Annotated in this window: 12 protein-coding genes; 2 read left to right on the forward strand and 10 right to left on the reverse strand. The window is 47.5% G+C overall.

Going from position 1 to position 16,578, the window contains the following annotated elements:
• Positions 1–2: 2 nt before the first annotated feature.
• Both TBC1_RS01360 and TBC1_RS01365 read left to right on the forward strand, forming a co-directional pair.
• Positions 3–773 carry a hypothetical protein gene (locus tag TBC1_RS01360; RefSeq protein WP_062037410.1) on the forward strand — a complete coding sequence of 257 codons (771 nt, stop codon included), beginning with the start codon at positions 3–5 and terminating at the stop codon, positions 771–773.
• Between the two features lie 238 nt (positions 774–1,011).
• Entirely contained in the window at positions 1,012–2,493 is a 1,482-nt protein-coding gene (locus TBC1_RS01365; protein WP_062037413.1) for an SLC13 family permease, read from the forward strand.
• A 29-nt stretch (positions 2,494–2,522) separates the two neighbouring features.
• Here TBC1_RS01365 and TBC1_RS01370 read toward each other — a convergent pair whose 3' ends face one another.
• From TBC1_RS01370 to TBC1_RS01415, 10 genes are all read right to left on the reverse strand, one after another.
• Complete coding sequence (locus tag TBC1_RS01370) at positions 2,523–3,650, reverse strand: efflux RND transporter periplasmic adaptor subunit (protein WP_062037415.1); 1,128 nt, start codon at positions 3,648–3,650, stop codon at positions 2,523–2,525.
• A 7-nt stretch (positions 3,651–3,657) separates the two neighbouring features.
• Positions 3,658–7,998 (reverse strand): CusA/CzcA family heavy metal efflux RND transporter, encoded by a 4,341-nt coding sequence (locus TBC1_RS01375; protein ID WP_062037417.1) that lies wholly within the window; start codon positions 7,996–7,998, stop codon positions 3,658–3,660.
• Positions 7,999–8,033: 35 nt separating this feature from the next.
• Positions 8,034–8,651, reverse strand: a complete 618-nt coding sequence (locus TBC1_RS01380) for a tetratricopeptide repeat protein (protein WP_201781616.1) — start codon at positions 8,649–8,651, stop codon at positions 8,034–8,036.
• The gene (locus tag TBC1_RS01385; protein ID WP_062037421.1) at positions 8,648–9,973 is read right to left on the reverse strand and encodes a hypothetical protein; all 1,326 of its coding nucleotides are present in this window, start codon (positions 9,971–9,973) and stop codon (positions 8,648–8,650) included. Before TBC1_RS01385 ends, TBC1_RS01380 begins: the two co-directional genes overlap by 4 nt.
• Positions 9,974–9,980: 7 nt before the next feature.
• Positions 9,981–12,173 carry an urea transporter gene (locus tag TBC1_RS01390; RefSeq protein WP_062037422.1) on the reverse strand — a complete coding sequence of 731 codons (2,193 nt, stop codon included), beginning with the start codon at positions 12,171–12,173 and terminating at the stop codon, positions 9,981–9,983.
• Positions 12,174–12,207: 34 nt separating this feature from the next.
• Complete coding sequence (locus TBC1_RS01395) at positions 12,208–12,783, reverse strand: RNA polymerase sigma factor (protein WP_062037424.1); 576 nt, start codon at positions 12,781–12,783, stop codon at positions 12,208–12,210.
• Positions 12,784–12,939: 156 nt separating this feature from the next.
• Positions 12,940–14,295 carry a type III PLP-dependent enzyme domain-containing protein gene (locus TBC1_RS01400; RefSeq protein WP_062037426.1) on the reverse strand — a complete coding sequence of 452 codons (1,356 nt, stop codon included), beginning with the start codon at positions 14,293–14,295 and terminating at the stop codon, positions 12,940–12,942.
• Between the two features lie 11 nt (positions 14,296–14,306).
• Complete coding sequence (locus TBC1_RS01405; protein WP_062037429.1) at positions 14,307–15,353, reverse strand: ATP-grasp domain-containing protein; 1,047 nt, start codon at positions 15,351–15,353, stop codon at positions 14,307–14,309.
• Complete coding sequence (locus TBC1_RS01410) at positions 15,346–15,594, reverse strand: PqqD family protein (protein ID WP_062037432.1); 249 nt, start codon at positions 15,592–15,594, stop codon at positions 15,346–15,348. The genes TBC1_RS01405 and TBC1_RS01410 overlap by 8 nt, the downstream gene beginning before the upstream one ends.
• A 141-nt stretch (positions 15,595–15,735) precedes the next feature.
• A complete protein-coding gene (locus TBC1_RS01415; RefSeq protein WP_082189440.1) occupies positions 15,736–16,344 on the reverse strand; it encodes a helix-turn-helix domain-containing protein in 609 nt (202 codons plus the stop codon).
• Between the last annotated feature and the right edge of the window lie 234 nt (positions 16,345–16,578).

Below are 16,578 nucleotides of genomic sequence, written 5' to 3' on the forward strand. Positions count from 1 at the left end.
CAATGAAAAAGTTTTTTTCAATCATGGTGCTGGCAGCCATCACTGCCATGAGTTTCACTGCATGCGACAACAAGGACGACGACGGAGATGATCCCATTGTTGTACCTCCCGCAAAAATCAAAACCATCAGCGTGAATTACGGAGACGGCGTTGAAGGCTATGAGTTTATTTACGACGCCAACGACAAGGTTTCAAAAATCTACAATTCATGGGAAGGCGTTGCGGTTGATACCATCACATATGACTACTCGGTAGCCGGCAAACTGACCATCACCAAGGAAGACTGGCCCACTACCTACGAACTCAATGCAGAGGGTCTGGTCGTTAAAGAAATCTGGGACGAGACCAGCTATGCTTCCTATGAATACGATGCCAATGGCTACCTCATCGGAATCAATGAATTCTGGGATGGCGCCAACCACAAGAAGTTTGATGTGGAAGTGACCAACGGCAATGTCACCAAGCATACCAGGTACAACGACGAAGGTGTTGTGAACCGTTACAAAACCTTTACCTACACTGCCGGTGAAAACACGGCAAAAATCCAGCAGGCCAATGCCGTGGATTCAAACTGGAAAACCGTGGGCGGAATCTTTGGCAAGCCCAGCAATAAACTGGTTGACTATCTTGAATACTGGGATCCGGGCGACGAAGCCAACAAGAGAACCACAACCATCACCTACACCTTTGATGCTGAGAACAGGATTGCAACAATGACCCGCTCAGGTGACGGATGGCAGGAACTTTACGCCTTTACTTATTACGAAGACTAAAAAGAAAATGAGCCCACCAATGATTAAAGAGATGTTTGATCTTCTTATTAATGATTGGTTGGTGTGTTTTTGAGGAGGGAATAGAGGTGCTTTGCAGGCAATCTGCGGGCACCTCTTCCTTTTTTCCTGTGAGGGTGAAAATCGGACTGATCCTGTTCATCAGGGCAGGGGTAAGTAAATGTGAAGAAATTACTTATTGCTCATAAAGTTCAGGTAATACAATAATAATCTGCTTTATATGCGAAACATCAGGTACAAAGGAATGCTTGCCGGGCTGCTGATCCTTTTTACAGGTCTGCTGTTGCCGGTTCCTCCGGGAATGTCGGAAAGCGCGCGCAATGCCGGGCTGGTAACCATACTGATGGCCGTCTGGTGGATTACAGAGGCCATTCCGATCTATGCCACCGCTTTCCTTCCCATGGTATTGTTTCCGCTGCTGGGTATTTTACCGGCCGGAGATACTGCCATTAATTATGGTCATGACTTTGTACTGATGATGATTTCCGGCTTTTTCCTTGCCAAAGGCATAGAGGCCCAGAACCTGCATAAACGGATTGCTTTGGTGCTGATCCGCGCCCTGGGGACCAGCCGCCCGGTGATTCTGATGAGCATTATGCTGGTGACCGCTTTCCTTTCGATGTGGATTGCCAATGTTACGGCTGCCCTGCTGATGCTGCCGATCGGGATGGCGTTGATTACCAAGGAAGAATCTTCCGGTACAGCCAGCCACTTCGGAACGGCCCTGATGCTGGGGATTGCCTACTCGGCCAGCATCGGCGGAACGGCAACCCTGATCGGATCCCCAACCAATATGATATTTTCGGGAGTCCTCGCCAAAATGTTTCCCGAAGCGCCATCCATCAGTTTTCTTACCTGGTTGAAAATTGGTTTTCCCCTGGTGGTTGTCTTTCTTCCGATTGTCTGGATTTACCTGGTGAAGCTCTTCAGGGTGCGTGAAAGCATTCCGGGCAGCAGGGAGCTGATCGGCGATGAACTGAAATCCATGGGGCCCATGAGTCCTGGCGAAAAGCGGGTGATGTGGATATTTATACTGACTTCGCCGGGCTGGATTTTCCGTGAAAACCTGGTGATCGATAATTTTGTGTTGCCCGGCTGGAGTAACCTGCTGGGCATGGAACATTATGTGCATGACAGCACAGTCGGTATGTTTTCGGTAATGCTGCTCTTTATGATCCCTGACGGAGCCGGGAAACGCCTGCTCGAGTGGAAAACGGCCGTGCAGATTCCCTGGGGCGTCGGGGTGATTGTCGGCGGAGGTTACGCCTTGGCATCGGGATTCAAGGCAACCGGGCTTGCCGAATGGCTTGGGCTGCAACTGGCCTTTGTCAGTGATTATCCTATGTTCGTTGTGTTGCTGATCGTGGTGGGATTTATTCTCTTTTTTACCGAAGTAAACTCAAATACTGCCACGGCCAATATTTTTTTACCGGTGCTGGCCAGCATGGCGGTCGCGGGGAATATCAACCCGCTTTTGCTGATGATTCCGGCAACCTTTGCCTGCTCGTTTGTATTTATTATGCCGGCCGGAACTGGCCCCAATACAGTTATTTTCGGCAGTAACCGGGTAACCGTTCCCGAGATGGCCAGGGCCGGACTGGGACTGAAAATCATCAGTATGGTGCTGCTGCCTGTACTGCTTTATTTTCTGATTGAACTTTTTATGGGTATGGACAAAACGCTGCCGGTCTGGGCAGGATGAGTAGTTCACACAGCTGAGGGAAAACAGGATTATTCATTCAGCAGATTATAGCCCCCTTTAATCAGCACATTTTCAAGACCTTCCGGATTAAGAATTTCAGTGAAGCCTTGCATGCTTTCCCCGGTTTTAACCATTTTCCTCAGAAATACCATTTCCTTTTCATTTTCTGATGTCTGCACAAGGACCATAGTGTTGCCTGCTTCGGTAAGTATGGCTTCATCGGGAAGCGCAGTTACCGGTCTTTTCCCGGTAATGATTTCTGCCTCAACAAACAGCCCGTGGATGAGGCTGGGCTGGTGTTCGGGCAGGATATTGCCCATCACAGTAATGGTTCTCGATTCAGGGTCAACAGCCCTGCTGTAAGAAGTTACCTTCCCCTTGTACTTTTGACGGGTTTGGTTGGGGCTGTAAAAGATGATATCCTGATCCGTTTTCAGTGATATAAGGTCTTTTTCATATACAGAGATCTTAAGCTGAAGTGAATTCAGGTCAACCATCTCCATCAATACCAGATCACTCCGGGTATGCAGGCCGGAGACTGCCGTTACCCCGGAGATGTATCCGTTAATCGGCGCATAAATACTCAATTCCTGGACAATTTGTCCTTCGGCAGTATTCAGGGTGTTCAATCCGGCCATGCTCAGGATGGATTGAAGGCTTTCGCTCCGTGCAAGCAATGTTTTATAATCTGCTTCTGCCTGCAAATAGGTCTTCCTTGAAGCGACATTATCATCAAGCAGGGCCTTCTGCCGCTCATATTCTGCCTTTGCCGGTTTCAGGGCTGAACGGGTTTCGGCATATTCCTGCTGCAAGCGGAGAAATTCACCGCTTTCAATAGTGCATAGCAGTTGTCCTTTTCTTACCTGATCTCCTGTTTTTACTTTTATGAGCTTCACTTTGCCCTCAAAAAGGCTGCTTATTTTTGCCTGACCGGCTGGGGAGGCAATGACTTCTCCCCTGGCCTGTATGGTTTGCGAAAAGGTGCGTTTTTCCGGATTTCCTTTTTGCATGCCTGCAGCCTCAAATTGCGCCGGTGTTATTGAAATCTTCTCTGAACCTGCTTGATTATCTTCTGCAGGCAGCTGGACGCCCGGATTACATGCGAACAATAAACTCAGCGCTAGCAGAAAGAGCGGAAATGTATGTGTCGTCTTCATAAGTCATTCAATCAAGGGTTAAATAATTTATATCCAGAACGATCTGATTATATGCAGCCACATTGTCAAGGTGGTTAAGCTGGATTTCGATGGCATTTTCCAGGCTCTGAATCAATCTGAAAAAGTCTGTCTCTCCGTTTTTATAGCTCAGATTTGCGGCCCTGATGATTTCTTCAGCAAGCAGTCTGCCGTGGCTTTCATAATAACCAATGGCTTCGCTGTAACCGATCAGTTCATTGTTAAGTGATTTTTTTGCGGCTTCCAGCCTGAGGCGTAAGTTTCCGAGCCTTGCACCGGCAATTTCATATTCAAGTTTTGCCGCATTGATTCTGGCGCGCTGCCCTCCCCATATCAGGGGCATGGCCAGCCCGGCCTGGTAACCATAATAATTCTGTGCACCGGCATAGGAATTGGTGCCATTGAACCAGGTAAGGCTGATTTCGGGCAGGCGTGCATTTTTTTCCTCTGCAATCCTGCTTCTTGTTACTTCAGCTTCAGCCAGAAAAAGTTCTGTCTGCGGATTTACCATGCCTGCGTGTTCGCTCAGTAGCAGTGGTTCCAGCATTTTGAAAGCGATGTCGTATACTGTATCAGCCTGCAGCAGGCTTTGAAATGCAATTGCGGCCGTGTTCAACTGCGCGGTTATTTGCTTCAGTTGCAGCACAATCTGTTGTTGTCTGGCCTTTGAATTCAGCATTTCGAGGTATGTATGTCCCCCATGCTCATAGCTCAGGGCTGCAGCAGCGGATAAATTGCTGTAGAGGCTGTCAAGGTATTGAAACCGTACTTGTTTATTCCTGAGATACAGCAGCTGATTTACAGCTTTGTGCACTTCCCTGGTCAGTTGATATTTGCTCATTTCCAGGTTTTTGACAGCTGCTCTCGTTTCTGCCTGTCCGGTTTTTCGCTGTGCCATTAACAGGGTCGGGAAGCTGAAGGATTGTTCAGCACCGATAATGTAGAGGGGTTTGCCGTTTTCGGCAACATTATTCTGGTCAAAGCCATAATAGATGCCGGTTTTGCCAAGGGCAGCCCTGGCGGGTATCATTACTTTGCTTTGTTCAGCCTGAAGTTCTCCGATTTTTATGGACTGGTTGTTAACAAGGGCTATTGATACTGCCTTTTCGGGAGTAATTTCAACTGGCTGGGCCAGGGCAACACCAGCCGGGAGCAACAGTAATAAAAGCAGGGGCAGGTTTTTCCGGGAACGGAAAGGCCATAACCTGATGCTGTTCCGGTTGTCGAAGATTGCATATAGCAGCGGAAGTGCGATCATGGTAAGCATGGTTGAGGTTATCAGTCCGCCAATCACTACAGTAGCCAGCGGGCGTTGCACTTCGGCGCCGGCGTTTGTTGAAACAGCCATCGGAAGAAAGCCCAGTGCAGCAGCAGCAGCGGTAAGAATCACCGGCCTGAGCCGCTGCCGGGTTCCGGTCATGATGCGTTCGCGCATGTCTGAGATTCCCTGTTCCTTTAATTCTTTAAGGTGTTCAATAAGTACAATTCCATTAAGCACGGCAATTCCGAAAAGGGCGATAAACCCGACGCCGGCCGAAATGCTGAATGGCATGCCCCTGATCCAGAGCAGGAGCACACCTCCCACAGTTGCCAGGGGAATCGCCGAGAATACCATGGCTGCTTCTTTAAAAGATCCGAAAGCGAAGTGCAATAAAATAAAAATCAGCAGCATCGCTATAGGAACTGCCAGTTGCAGCCGCTTTGATGCATTGCGCAGGTTTTCAAACTGGCCCCCATAAGATACCGTGTATCCCGGGGGAAGATTCAGCCGGGTATCAAGAATATCTTTTAAATCTTTCACCACGGATTCCATATCCCTGTTTCGAACATTGATGCTCACCACCACCCGGCGTTGTGTATTGTCGCGCGAAATCTTGGCTGGCCCGGTTGTATAGGAGATGTCCGCCAGTTCACTCAGGGGGACCAGTGCGCCACCGGGTAAGGGAACCCTCAGGTTCCTGAGGTCTTCAATGCCTTTGCGTGACGATTTTTCGAGCCTGATTACCAGGTCGAAACGCTTTTCTCCCTCAAATATGCTTCCGGCTTCGGCGCCGCCAAATCCGGCTGCGATATAATGATTCAATTCCCGGGTATTGGTCCCGTACCGGGCAATCATATCGCGCCGGTATTTCACACTCATCTGGGGAAGTCCGGCCGTTTTTTCAACAATAACATCTGCGGCTCCTTCCACCCCGTCGATCAGGTTTTTAACTTCAAAAGCTTTCTGATTGAGCACATCAAGATCTTCGCCAAAGATTTTTACAGCCACATCCGCCCTTACGCCTGTGATTAACTCATTAAAGCGCATTTCAATGGGTTGGGTGAATTCATATTCAATTCCGGGAATTACTGAAAGTGCTTCCTTAAATTTATCGGCCAGCTCATCTTTACTTTCAGCCGATACCCATTCTTTTTTTGGTTTCAGTTTGATGATGATATCACTTTCTTCCATCGACATCGGATCCGTTGGAACTTCTGCAGCCCCTATGCGGCTGACAATCTGATCAATCTCCGGGAAATTTTCGATCAGGATATTTTCCATTTGCGTTGTCAGTTCAATGGTTTCCGACAACGAGGTTCCTGTCTTAAGCACCGGTTGTATTACAAAATCCCCTTCATCAAGGGTGGGAACAAATTCACCTCCCATTCTGGAGAAAAGGATACCAACCAGTATCAGCGAAAGGGCTGCCATCCCGAATACGGATTTTTTATGATCGTAAGCCCATTCAATTACTGGTTTGTAACTCCGATAGGCGAAGTTCATAATCCATGACGAAATGCTTTTTTTATTTTCCTTTACAGGCCTCAGGAAGATTGATGCGGCGACCGGCAGCCAGGTAAAACAAAAAATAATGGCTCCCAGCAGCGCAAAACTGAAAGAAAGGGCCATGGGCCTGAACATTTTTCCTTCGACCCCGCTGAGTGAGAGGATGGGAATGAAAACAATAAGGATGATGAACTGACCGAAGATGGCAGAATTCATCATTTTGGAGGCGCCGGTAAAGGTAATGCTGTCGACGAGTTTCTGGCGTTGATTTCCGGCAAGGCCATCCAGTTCAGTTTTTCGTGTATTCAGGCTTAATGCAATAAACTCCACGATAATGACGGCACCGTCGATGATGATTCCGAAGTCAATGGCTCCAAGGCTCATCAGGTTGGCATCCACGCCGAAAATGTACATCATTGCAATGGTGAACAGCAGCGAAAGCGGGATCAGTGAGGCAATAACCATTCCTGACCTGAAATTGCCCAGCAACAGGACTACCACGAAAATCACGATCAGACAGCCCAGGATAAGGTTTTCAGAAACTGTAAAGGTGGTTTTGCTGATCAGCTCGCTGCGTTCAAGGATTGGGTTGATATAAACACCCTCGGGCAGTGTTTTCTGGAGCTCAGCCACCCGCTGTTTCACTTCCCGGATTACTTTGCTGGAGTTGGCGTCCTTCAGCATCATAATCTGACCAAGCACTTTTTCACCTTCGCCATTACCGGTAATGGCCCCGAAGCGGTTGGCATATCCTTCATTAACTTTGGCAATGTCACCCACCAACAGCGGAATACCATTTATATTTCTGATAACGGTTGCATTGATGTCATCGATTGATTTCATCAATCCTTCGCCGCGGATAAAATAGGTTTCATGCTGTTTCTCGATGTATGCTCCTCCTGCCACACTGTTATTCCGTTCAAGTGCTTCCAGCACCTCGGAAATTGTAACATGCATGGCATTAAGTACCGAAGGGTTAACCGCCACTTCGTACTGTTTTAGGTACCCGCCCCAGGTGTTTATTTCAACAACGCCCGGAATACCCGACAACTGACGCTTAACAATCCAGTCCTGAATGGTTCTTAATTCCATCGCGTCGTATTTGTCCTTATAACCGGGTTTGGTATCGAGAATATACTGATAGATTTCTCCCAGTCCCGTGGTGATGGGCCCCATCTCTGGTGTACCGAACCCCTCAGGTATGTTGGCCGATGCACTTTTGATCTTTTCTGCAATCAATTGCCGGGGAAGGTACGTCCCCATTTCGTCATTAAAAACGATGGTAACCACAGACAATCCGAATTTTGAAACCGACCGTATCTCCTGAACGCCAGGCAGGTTGGCCATCTCGAGTTCAACCGGATAAGTGATAAATTGCTCAACATCCTGCGTTGAAAGATTTCCGGAGGTGGTGATTACCTGAACCTGGTTGTTGGTGATGTCCGGTACGGCACCGATGGGTATCTGGGTAATGGAAAACAACCCGAAACCAGCAACGGAGAGCGTGAATAGGATAACAATCAGCTTATTGCGGATGCTGAACCCGATAATTCTTTCAAGCATGGTATGATTCTTTCGGGATTTGCATATTTACAGGATTATTTGATCAGATTATAGCCCTCTTTTGCTGAGGCATCCCCCGGGCGGTTCATCAATGCCTTTCCGAACAAAACCTTGGCCTCCCTGAGTTTGCCCATCCGGTAATTGGTCCAGCCAAACATATGCAGGGCATCGTAGTCGAAAGGATAAAGATTTGCGATTTTTTCAAAGTATTTGTATGCTGTCTGATACTCCTGACGGCTGTAATATATCATCCCCATCCGGTAATTTACAGTGTAATGATTGGGATCAATCTTCAACACTTCATTGTAGCGGGTAATTACCTGGTTCCAGTTGCCCAGGGCTGCAGCCGGCAGTACAAATCCCAAGCGGGCCTCAACCGACATGGGCATTAGTTGTATGGATTTGTTGTAAAAGGCAATGGATTCGGTAAACCACCCGGCCTGATAGGTAAGCCACCCCAGCCTGAGGTTGATCTCGTATGAGGATTCATCATAAACTTTTTTCAGTGCTTCTATGGCTTTGCCATATTCCGCATTGTTTTCCAGGGCATAGCTGTTTTTGAAAACCTCTTCGAACTGAACCTTTTCCTGGGCTGAAACCCTTAAAGTCGCGAAAGCCATCAGCAGCATCAGGCTGATCATTGATTTTTTCAAGGCAGATTCCATGTTAATCCTCCTGTTATACTTAATGTTTGGTAATTGTAATAATAAATCTTTCCCGTTGCCGGTTCCGGGAAAAACAGCTCGGTTCCTTCACGGAGAAAAAGCTGGGCCCTGAGGCTGAATCTGAGATAATCGTTGTGGATATATATCAGCCGGGCAGCGAAGCGGTTTTTTGTCTTATCGAAAGCGTTGTAAAATACCTGCAGGTTGTTTTCAGCTGACCCGGTGAGGTTTCCCGCGGTAAATAAAGCTTCACCCCATAGCGCTGGCAGGATTTTTCCTCCCACCATCTGGCTGAAAATCAGACTTTGGGAATAATCGTTCTGATTCAGGGTAATGGTTGTGCTGCTATACAGGTTCAGGTTTCCGTAAGGTCTTACGATACATCCCAAAGAGGCCTGAGTAGTCCTCAGCTGATCCGCGTGCAGCGACCATAAACCGGCCGAAGCTTCCCAGACCGGCGAAAGGTAGCTGATCTCTCCCCCGTATGCAATATCATCATATTTTGTATTTCGGGGAGGTCCGATCATGCGGGCGACGATGCTGTCGTCACTCCGCAAAGGATTGGAATACCTGACGTCCGATAATCTGAAGGCGGGACTGATCCTGATTTTGCGTCCGATTATAAACGATGGCGCAAGGTATGCTTCCAGTTGCCGCACGGAGTAGTTCCCGCTCAATGAATCAAACCCCGTAATTTCAACTGTTCTTGTTTTATTGAAATTCATTGCTGACACGGCTGCATTGATCATCAGGCTTGAACCGGCCGGGATCAGCGCACCCGCCAGTGAATAGAAAGCGTTTTTGTTCAGATAGGCTTCAGTATAAAGCCCGTTTCCTTGTTGCCTGTGCTGATCAAACCGGCTGCTGTGGTCAGAAAAAGCCGGTCCTGCCTCCACATAGATCATTGGATTGAACAGGCGGTTGACTGCCTGGTTTGAATTGCCGGAAGGCAGGCTTTTCTGAAACCTCCTGGCCTTATCGGGCTGTCCGCTGTAGAGGTATGATTTAATAAGCAGCGAAATGGTAAGTTCATCAAAATTATTGAAATCCCTTGCTTTTTCCAGATGGCGTGCAGCCCGGGCATACCTTTGCAGTTCAAACGCCGCTATTCCTGTCCTCAGTCGGATGTAGAAGTAATCCCAGCCTTCCCCGATGGCCTGTTCGCCGGTGATAAGAAGACTGTCCCACTTTTGTTCGGTATATAACCTGTAGGTGAGTGCTTCGTAATCAATGGTAAACGGCTCCCTGGCGGATATTTCTCCGGTAAAAGTAAACAGTAGTAATATGAATGCCAGGAGTCGCAGGCGCATGGGCGTTTCAGTTATTTTTAAAGTGAACGGTTGTGTTTATTTTACCCGATCCGATGCTGACGGATTGCAGGCGGTTTTCTGCGATAATCAGGCTGAATCGATAGCCGGCAAGATTTAAACCGGCAACGGACAGTTTACAGGAAGAGCCGAGTTGAAAGCGGTTGCCGGCCAGATCTTCCTGCCTTTCGGTGATGGCCATTTTATATTCCGGTTTAATGAAAAGATAAAACGGGGCGACAATATCCTGAATTACCCTTGCCCATGAAATCCCGAACGAGGAAGGCGGGAAGGTATCGCGGGTGACCAGGTCCCTGTGATAAACCATAGGTACCTTGTAAGCCGAGAGATAGAAAAAGTAAAGCAGGCTGTCGCGGCTCCCTTCATAATGGGTGAAGAAGAACATAGACCCATCGGTGGTGAAATAAGCTTTCGCACCTGTGGAGGAATCTTCGATAAACTGGTTTTTGTAAAGGTCAGCATTCACTTTCCAGGTGCCGTCAGGGAAGGTTCCGTTATCACTGCTATACTCAATGTTCTGACCGGGGATGAAATGAAATGCCTTTACAAGGGCTGGTTCGGGGGCAAGGTTACTCACCTGCTCATTTTTTAACGGAATTTCATAGAGTTTGAGCTGGACAGGTTCCTGGTAACTGAGGTACTGTGAAACAGGGTAGTTAAGGGTCGCCGAGCCTATGTGCGGTGTTGACTGAAGTTGAAAATGCAGGTGGGGATAGGGTGATCTGCCGGAATTGCCACAGCTGGCGATCACCTGTCCCTGATGAACATAAGATCCCTGTTTTACCTTTATACTGCCTTTCTTCAGGTGACTGAGTTTGGAATAGAGCCGCTCCGAATGTCTGATTATAATGGTATTGCCCCAGTTGCGGCCAAGGTTGATTTCTCCGGGGGGATTGTCATCAATGCTGTCAACAATTTCTTCAACCCAGCCATTGGCCGGTGCTGTTACAGGTTTATCAAAACAATAATAATCGGAAACTTTAGCCCCTTCCCCTGAAAACTCTTTACCGGCTTCATCCGTAATCACAAAATCCCAGGCATGCCGCCACTCCTCCTGATGGGTGAATTCTCCGTTGTGGCCCTGGTTTACAGTCCAGACTCCGAAAAAGGGAAGGGAAACGGGCAGGTAGCTTTTGTTACGGAACCTTTCCCCGGAGTTTTGGCCGATGTATAAATTCAGTTCAGGAGAATAGTGCTGAACGGCAACAGGTTCCGGTTTCATTTGCATCTTTTCCCTGAACTTCATGGCATAGAGGAAAAGCAATACCATCAGGTTAAATGGCAATGAATACACCGGCAGTTGGATTATTCCGAGTAATTCCGCAAATCCTGCGGTAATCATTGAAATAATGGGTGTTACCAGGATAACCCACAAAAACGACCAGCCTGATGCGATCATAAAGAAACCGCCGATGGCAATGGCGGTAAGAATATGGTTGAAACCGATGAAACCATAGTTCAATTCATTCATGTTTGCCCCTATCAGCAGATAAAAGCCCCAGGCTGAAGCAAACCCGGTTACTGACAGCAGGAAGGCTATCCGGGAGTAAAAAAGCAAGCCTGCAGCAATCAATAAGCCTGCGAAGAGATGATATTGAAAGAAGATGGCTCCCAGGGATTTAAAGTAAGTTTTAATAAACAGTGGCCAGCTGACATCTCCGAACCATTCGTAAATCCTGACAACCAGCGGGCCGCCCCTTTCATAAATGGTGCTCAGGGTATAAATGCCCGATTCCCCGGGGATCATGGTAGAATAATTCCGGGCGGCAAGTGTCGCTATCCAGATTGCTATAAGGAAGGGGAGTGTAAGGTAGGGCAGTGCATATTTACTTAACAATCCCTCGAAAGCCAGGGTAATAAAGAGGGTGGCTAGGGCCGTGGCAACCAGCAGCAGGTAAAACTCAGGGCCCGGCTGAAACGAAAGTCCGAGGCCCAGACCAGTAAGCAGGGAATTGAAACCATAGAAACCCGACAGTATATTCCGCCGGTTCAGGCCAAGTCCCCAGGCCAGGCCATTGGCCGTAAGCAGCGATAGCAACCCGGCAGCACCTGCATACACATCGAAGAATGAAACCACCATGAGTAAAAGGCCGAACCAGGGATTTTTCGAAAAGAAAACCATGGTGTAGCTGTTCACCGTACTGGTATATACCTTGCTCAGAAGGCCGGCTGGTTCTGACATAAAATCAGTCTGAAATTTGGTTAAGCAGTGGGAATCAGTCGATGTAATCTTTCATTCTCGGATCACTCATAATTGCCTTTTTCAAGCGTTCCTTGCAGTTGTACTTCTTGGTTTTGGCGTAATTCTCCGATCCGTAGCCCATGGTGTCTGCAATGTCCTTTGATGAAAATTTCTGAAGCGAAAGCAGCAGTATCCGCTGGCAATCCTTTTCCATGGCATTGAAATGCTCCCGGTAGATCCTGTATTTCATCTGTTCGGCTTCAGCAGCCTCCCTGGTGGCTGATTCCGGTATGTTAAAGAACTTTTCGATAAGGTCAAAATTGGCGGCTCCCTTACGTTTTGTCTTGAGCTTTTGCATCCATAGATTCCGGCTGATGGAATAAAGGTAGGTCAGGAAAGAACAGGTAAGGTAGAAGTCATCTTTCTGAACATTTTTGAGCACCACGATCAGGGATTCCTGGAAAATATCTTCGGCATCTTCATCATTGCCGGTATTTTTCTTGATCAGGTATCTGATGGTGGGGAAAAACTCCTGGTAAACATGCTTGATGATATAATCGCTGTTGAGCTTAAGCCCCTCCACGATCGCCCTGTCGGAAAAATGTATCATCCAGCCCTTGAATTAATGACTTCTCTTATACTTCACGCAGGGTATAGCCGGAATTGCTCAGGAATAGCCGCTGTTTAGCCCTGCTGTGGTTAAATATGCCCTGTTTGAGATCATAAAATTATAAAATTATGTTTGTTTGGCAAATAATTTTACAAATTATCTGAGTTTAATCAGGTGTTCCGGTATTTTCTCACTTCCGGTCACCGTTTCCATTGTTTCGTGTTCCCTGATCACGTGGGCTTTTCCGTTTTCGCCGATCAACACCACGTTTGGCCTGAGGGTAATAAACTGCATCCACTGGGTTACATTATACGCGCCAGTATGATGGATGACAACCTGATCGTTGATGTTCAGCATCGGCAGGTTGACGCTTTCGCGTACGCAATCGATGTTCATGCACAGGGGACCGTAGAGGGTGGTGTCTTCGCGATGCTGCGAAACGCCCTGAGCGACGGTGACCATGTGCTGGTACCAGAAGGCGGTGAAAAGAAGATTAACGCCGGCGTCGATGATGGTTGCCCTCCTGCCCGATGAAAGCCGTTTATTGGCGATCACGGATGAGATAATAAAACCTGCTTCGTCAACCAGGGCGCGGCCTGTTTCAAGAATCAGCAAAGGCAATTCGCCGGGGCTGAAATGACTGTTAATCAGTGCGCTGCTGATGGCTTCTGCATATTCGTCAAACGAAGGGTTGGTGTCGCTGCCTGGCAGGTATGACCCCTTGAGCGTATTTTTTGAGGCAAATCCGCCACCGATGTCGATGTATTTCAGCTGGTGGTTGAATTTCTGCTGCAGCGACCGGGCCAGATCTGCAAGCTTTGTGGCGGCAACGGCATACGCATTTGCTGTCATGATAAAGGTCCCTATGTGGGTGTGAAGCCCCATCAGCTCAAGCTTGCCTGAGTGCATGATTTTGTTCAGGGCATCCCATGCCTGTCCGTTTTCGTAGTTGAACCCGAAGCGGTCCCACATGGGGTAAATCCCGGTATCCATATTTACCCGGATGGCTACCCTTGGCTTCTGAGAGGTGGTTTCAGCCACTTCAATCAACAGGTACAACTCGTCCAGGTGATCGATGTGTATAAGGCTGCCCTTTTCAGTTGCCATGATCAGTTCTTCCCGGCTTTTACCAGGTCCGTTAAAGATGATTTTTCCCGGATCCACGCCGTTGGCAATGGCTTTATCGTATTCGTAACCGGATACCACTTCCGCCCAGGCTCCCTCCTGATGAAAAATATTGCATACGGCAGCAAGATAATTAGTTTTATACGACCAGGCAAACTGTACTTTAGGGTACCGGGTCGAAAAAGCCCTGAAGGCTTTACGGTAAGTGCTTCTGATCGTATTTTCGGAAAGCACGAACAGGGGGGAGCCATAATTTGCTACCAGTTCTTTAACAGCCATGCCATCAATATGGGTGGTCGGGGCCTGTTCGGTCCTTATCCCTGATTTTCCGGGCATACCAGCTTCCAGTTTTGTTATATGCGGACGTTCATAATGTTTCTTTTCCATATTAATCTTTATTAAAGTTCCCCGTTTACTGAGTAATTTTCAAATTCGCTGCGGTCAACTATCATATCCCAGGCGTACCGGATAAAAAGTTTACCCACTTCGTAGCTTGTATATGGCCCGACCTTCTCGCCAAGGGCCAGCCTGGTGAGCGCTTCAGGGATATTCTGGCCAACACCGACCGCCAGGTAAACCCAGGCCGGAATTCTTGGGTTGATTTCCATCAGAAAATACCGCCCGTCGTTTGATTTCATCATTTCCAGCTCAAATCCCCCTCTCCATCCCGTTGATTCAACAAAACGGCGGGTCAGGCCCAGCAGGTTCTCATCGTCAATACTGATGCCGGCCCAGGCTTTTCCTTTATCCGTGATGTATTGCTTACGCATGGGCACTGCAGCGATGGTATTCCCCCTGCCATCGCCAAGTCCGGTTACATTGTATTCGGTTCCGTGCACAAACTTCTGGAGGATTACCGGATATCCCCATTTCGCAACAATTTTGTTAAAATAGTTGCGGGCCTGTTCCATATTATAGGCAATATAGGCGTCATACCACTTTCCTTTAACCATCAGCGGAAAGTCCAGTTCCTTTTCATGCTTGTATATCTCAGCCTGATCAGTGATGGCTATGCCCAGGGGAACATCAATCCCGTATTTTTCCCCGAATTTTGAAAGGTTAACCTTATGCCGTTCTTCGAATTGCTCAAATGTGGGCAAAAACATATGGATGCCCATCTGCTTAAGCTTTGGCTCAAGTTTCATAAAGGAATAAAGCTCAGCGTCGAAGTTTGGAATGATTACATCGATGTTTTCCCGGCTGTGAATATAGGTCAGTCGTTCCATCAGCTCATCCGTTCCGGCGGTGGGATATGGAATCTGGTAGGTACGGTGGGTGAGGTTGGGCATATAGATGCCTGGCTCCAGCGATTCATATGCGAGTCCGATGATCCGGGCTTCAAAGGATGCAGCTTCGAGCAGTCCCCTGATCACGGCAACGCCCGGGCCGGGACTGTCGATGGCGTTCAGACCGGTAACTGCAATGGTATAGCAGGGCTTATTCATCCTTATCAAGAAGTTGGTACATTTTCATTATTCCGGCGAATTCATGCAGATCTTTCTCAAAACTGTTCCGCTCAACCGCATAGTTTCCGGTAATTTCGTCAATAATCTGTTCCCGGGTAAAACCCTGGCGAAGCAGGTTGATGATTTCGGCTCCGACAGGATTCACGGTAAATGATTCCCCTGTGGAAGGGTTGAAAAGAAACCCGGTGTCGCTGACGGCAATCTGATGTTTGATTTTCATAACCTTTTCAATGGTTTTACATTGTATGACAAAGTAACGCAATAACAACATTCTGTGGTTTATACAATTCTGCGAAAAGCGTATAAGATTTTATTGCCTTCCGCAAACCGGACCTGTGTGGGGGAGTTGAAGTTTTTATAATTACTCCTTTTTCGGGTGTGCGGGAACTGACTGAGGTCCGATCAGATCAACCGGTGTCCGGGAATAACCACCTTTTTTATATTCAGTGACCGATATTCCTGTCACCTGCCTGAACTGTGCCGAAAGGTACTGTACTGAACTGTAGCCAAGCTGAACAGCGATCTCGCTCAGGGTGTATTCGTCGTATTCGATCAGTTCCTTCACTTTTTCGATTTTATGGAGTATGATGAATTTTTCGAGGGTAATATGCTCATACCTTGAAAAAAGGTTGGTAAGGTAAGCATAGGAAAGCCCCAGCCTTTCTACCAGGTAATCGGAATTTCTGATCATTGAATTCACATTTCCCGCTTTGTGAACCAGTTCAATTACCGCAAGTTTTATTTTTTCCACAATCTGATGCTCCCGGCTGAAAATGGGCTCAAATCCATGGGCTGCAAGTAGTTCTGAATAAAACTCCTTATTGTGCAGCAGCGGATCATACATGATTTCCACTTCTCCGGGTTTGATATTAAGAATTGTGGCCCCCTCCTTTTCAAGAAGTTGCCTGATCACCACAAAACAGCAACTGCAAATCATGTTTCGCGGGTAAAGGACAGTTGTTTTCTGCATCTTGTGAAACTCAGGATTTATCTGGCCAATTAAATCGTTCTCAAAATCTGACGCGTTTTTCAGTTAGTTATCCGGTTGGTTCTGCGCGTACCCCGAAGTTGTAACCTGTTGCCTCATTCTTTTTTTGCCGGCATCCACAATGCATTATATGAGGTCATTCGAAATGCTTATAGTAACAGATGATGATCAGATAATTGAATGTGCATGTTTGCATATTTGTTTGACACGAAACTT

The sequence above is a fragment of the Lentimicrobium saccharophilum genome (assembly GCF_001192835.1).
Classification (GTDB): domain Bacteria; phylum Bacteroidota; class Bacteroidia; order Bacteroidales; family Lentimicrobiaceae; genus Lentimicrobium; species Lentimicrobium saccharophilum.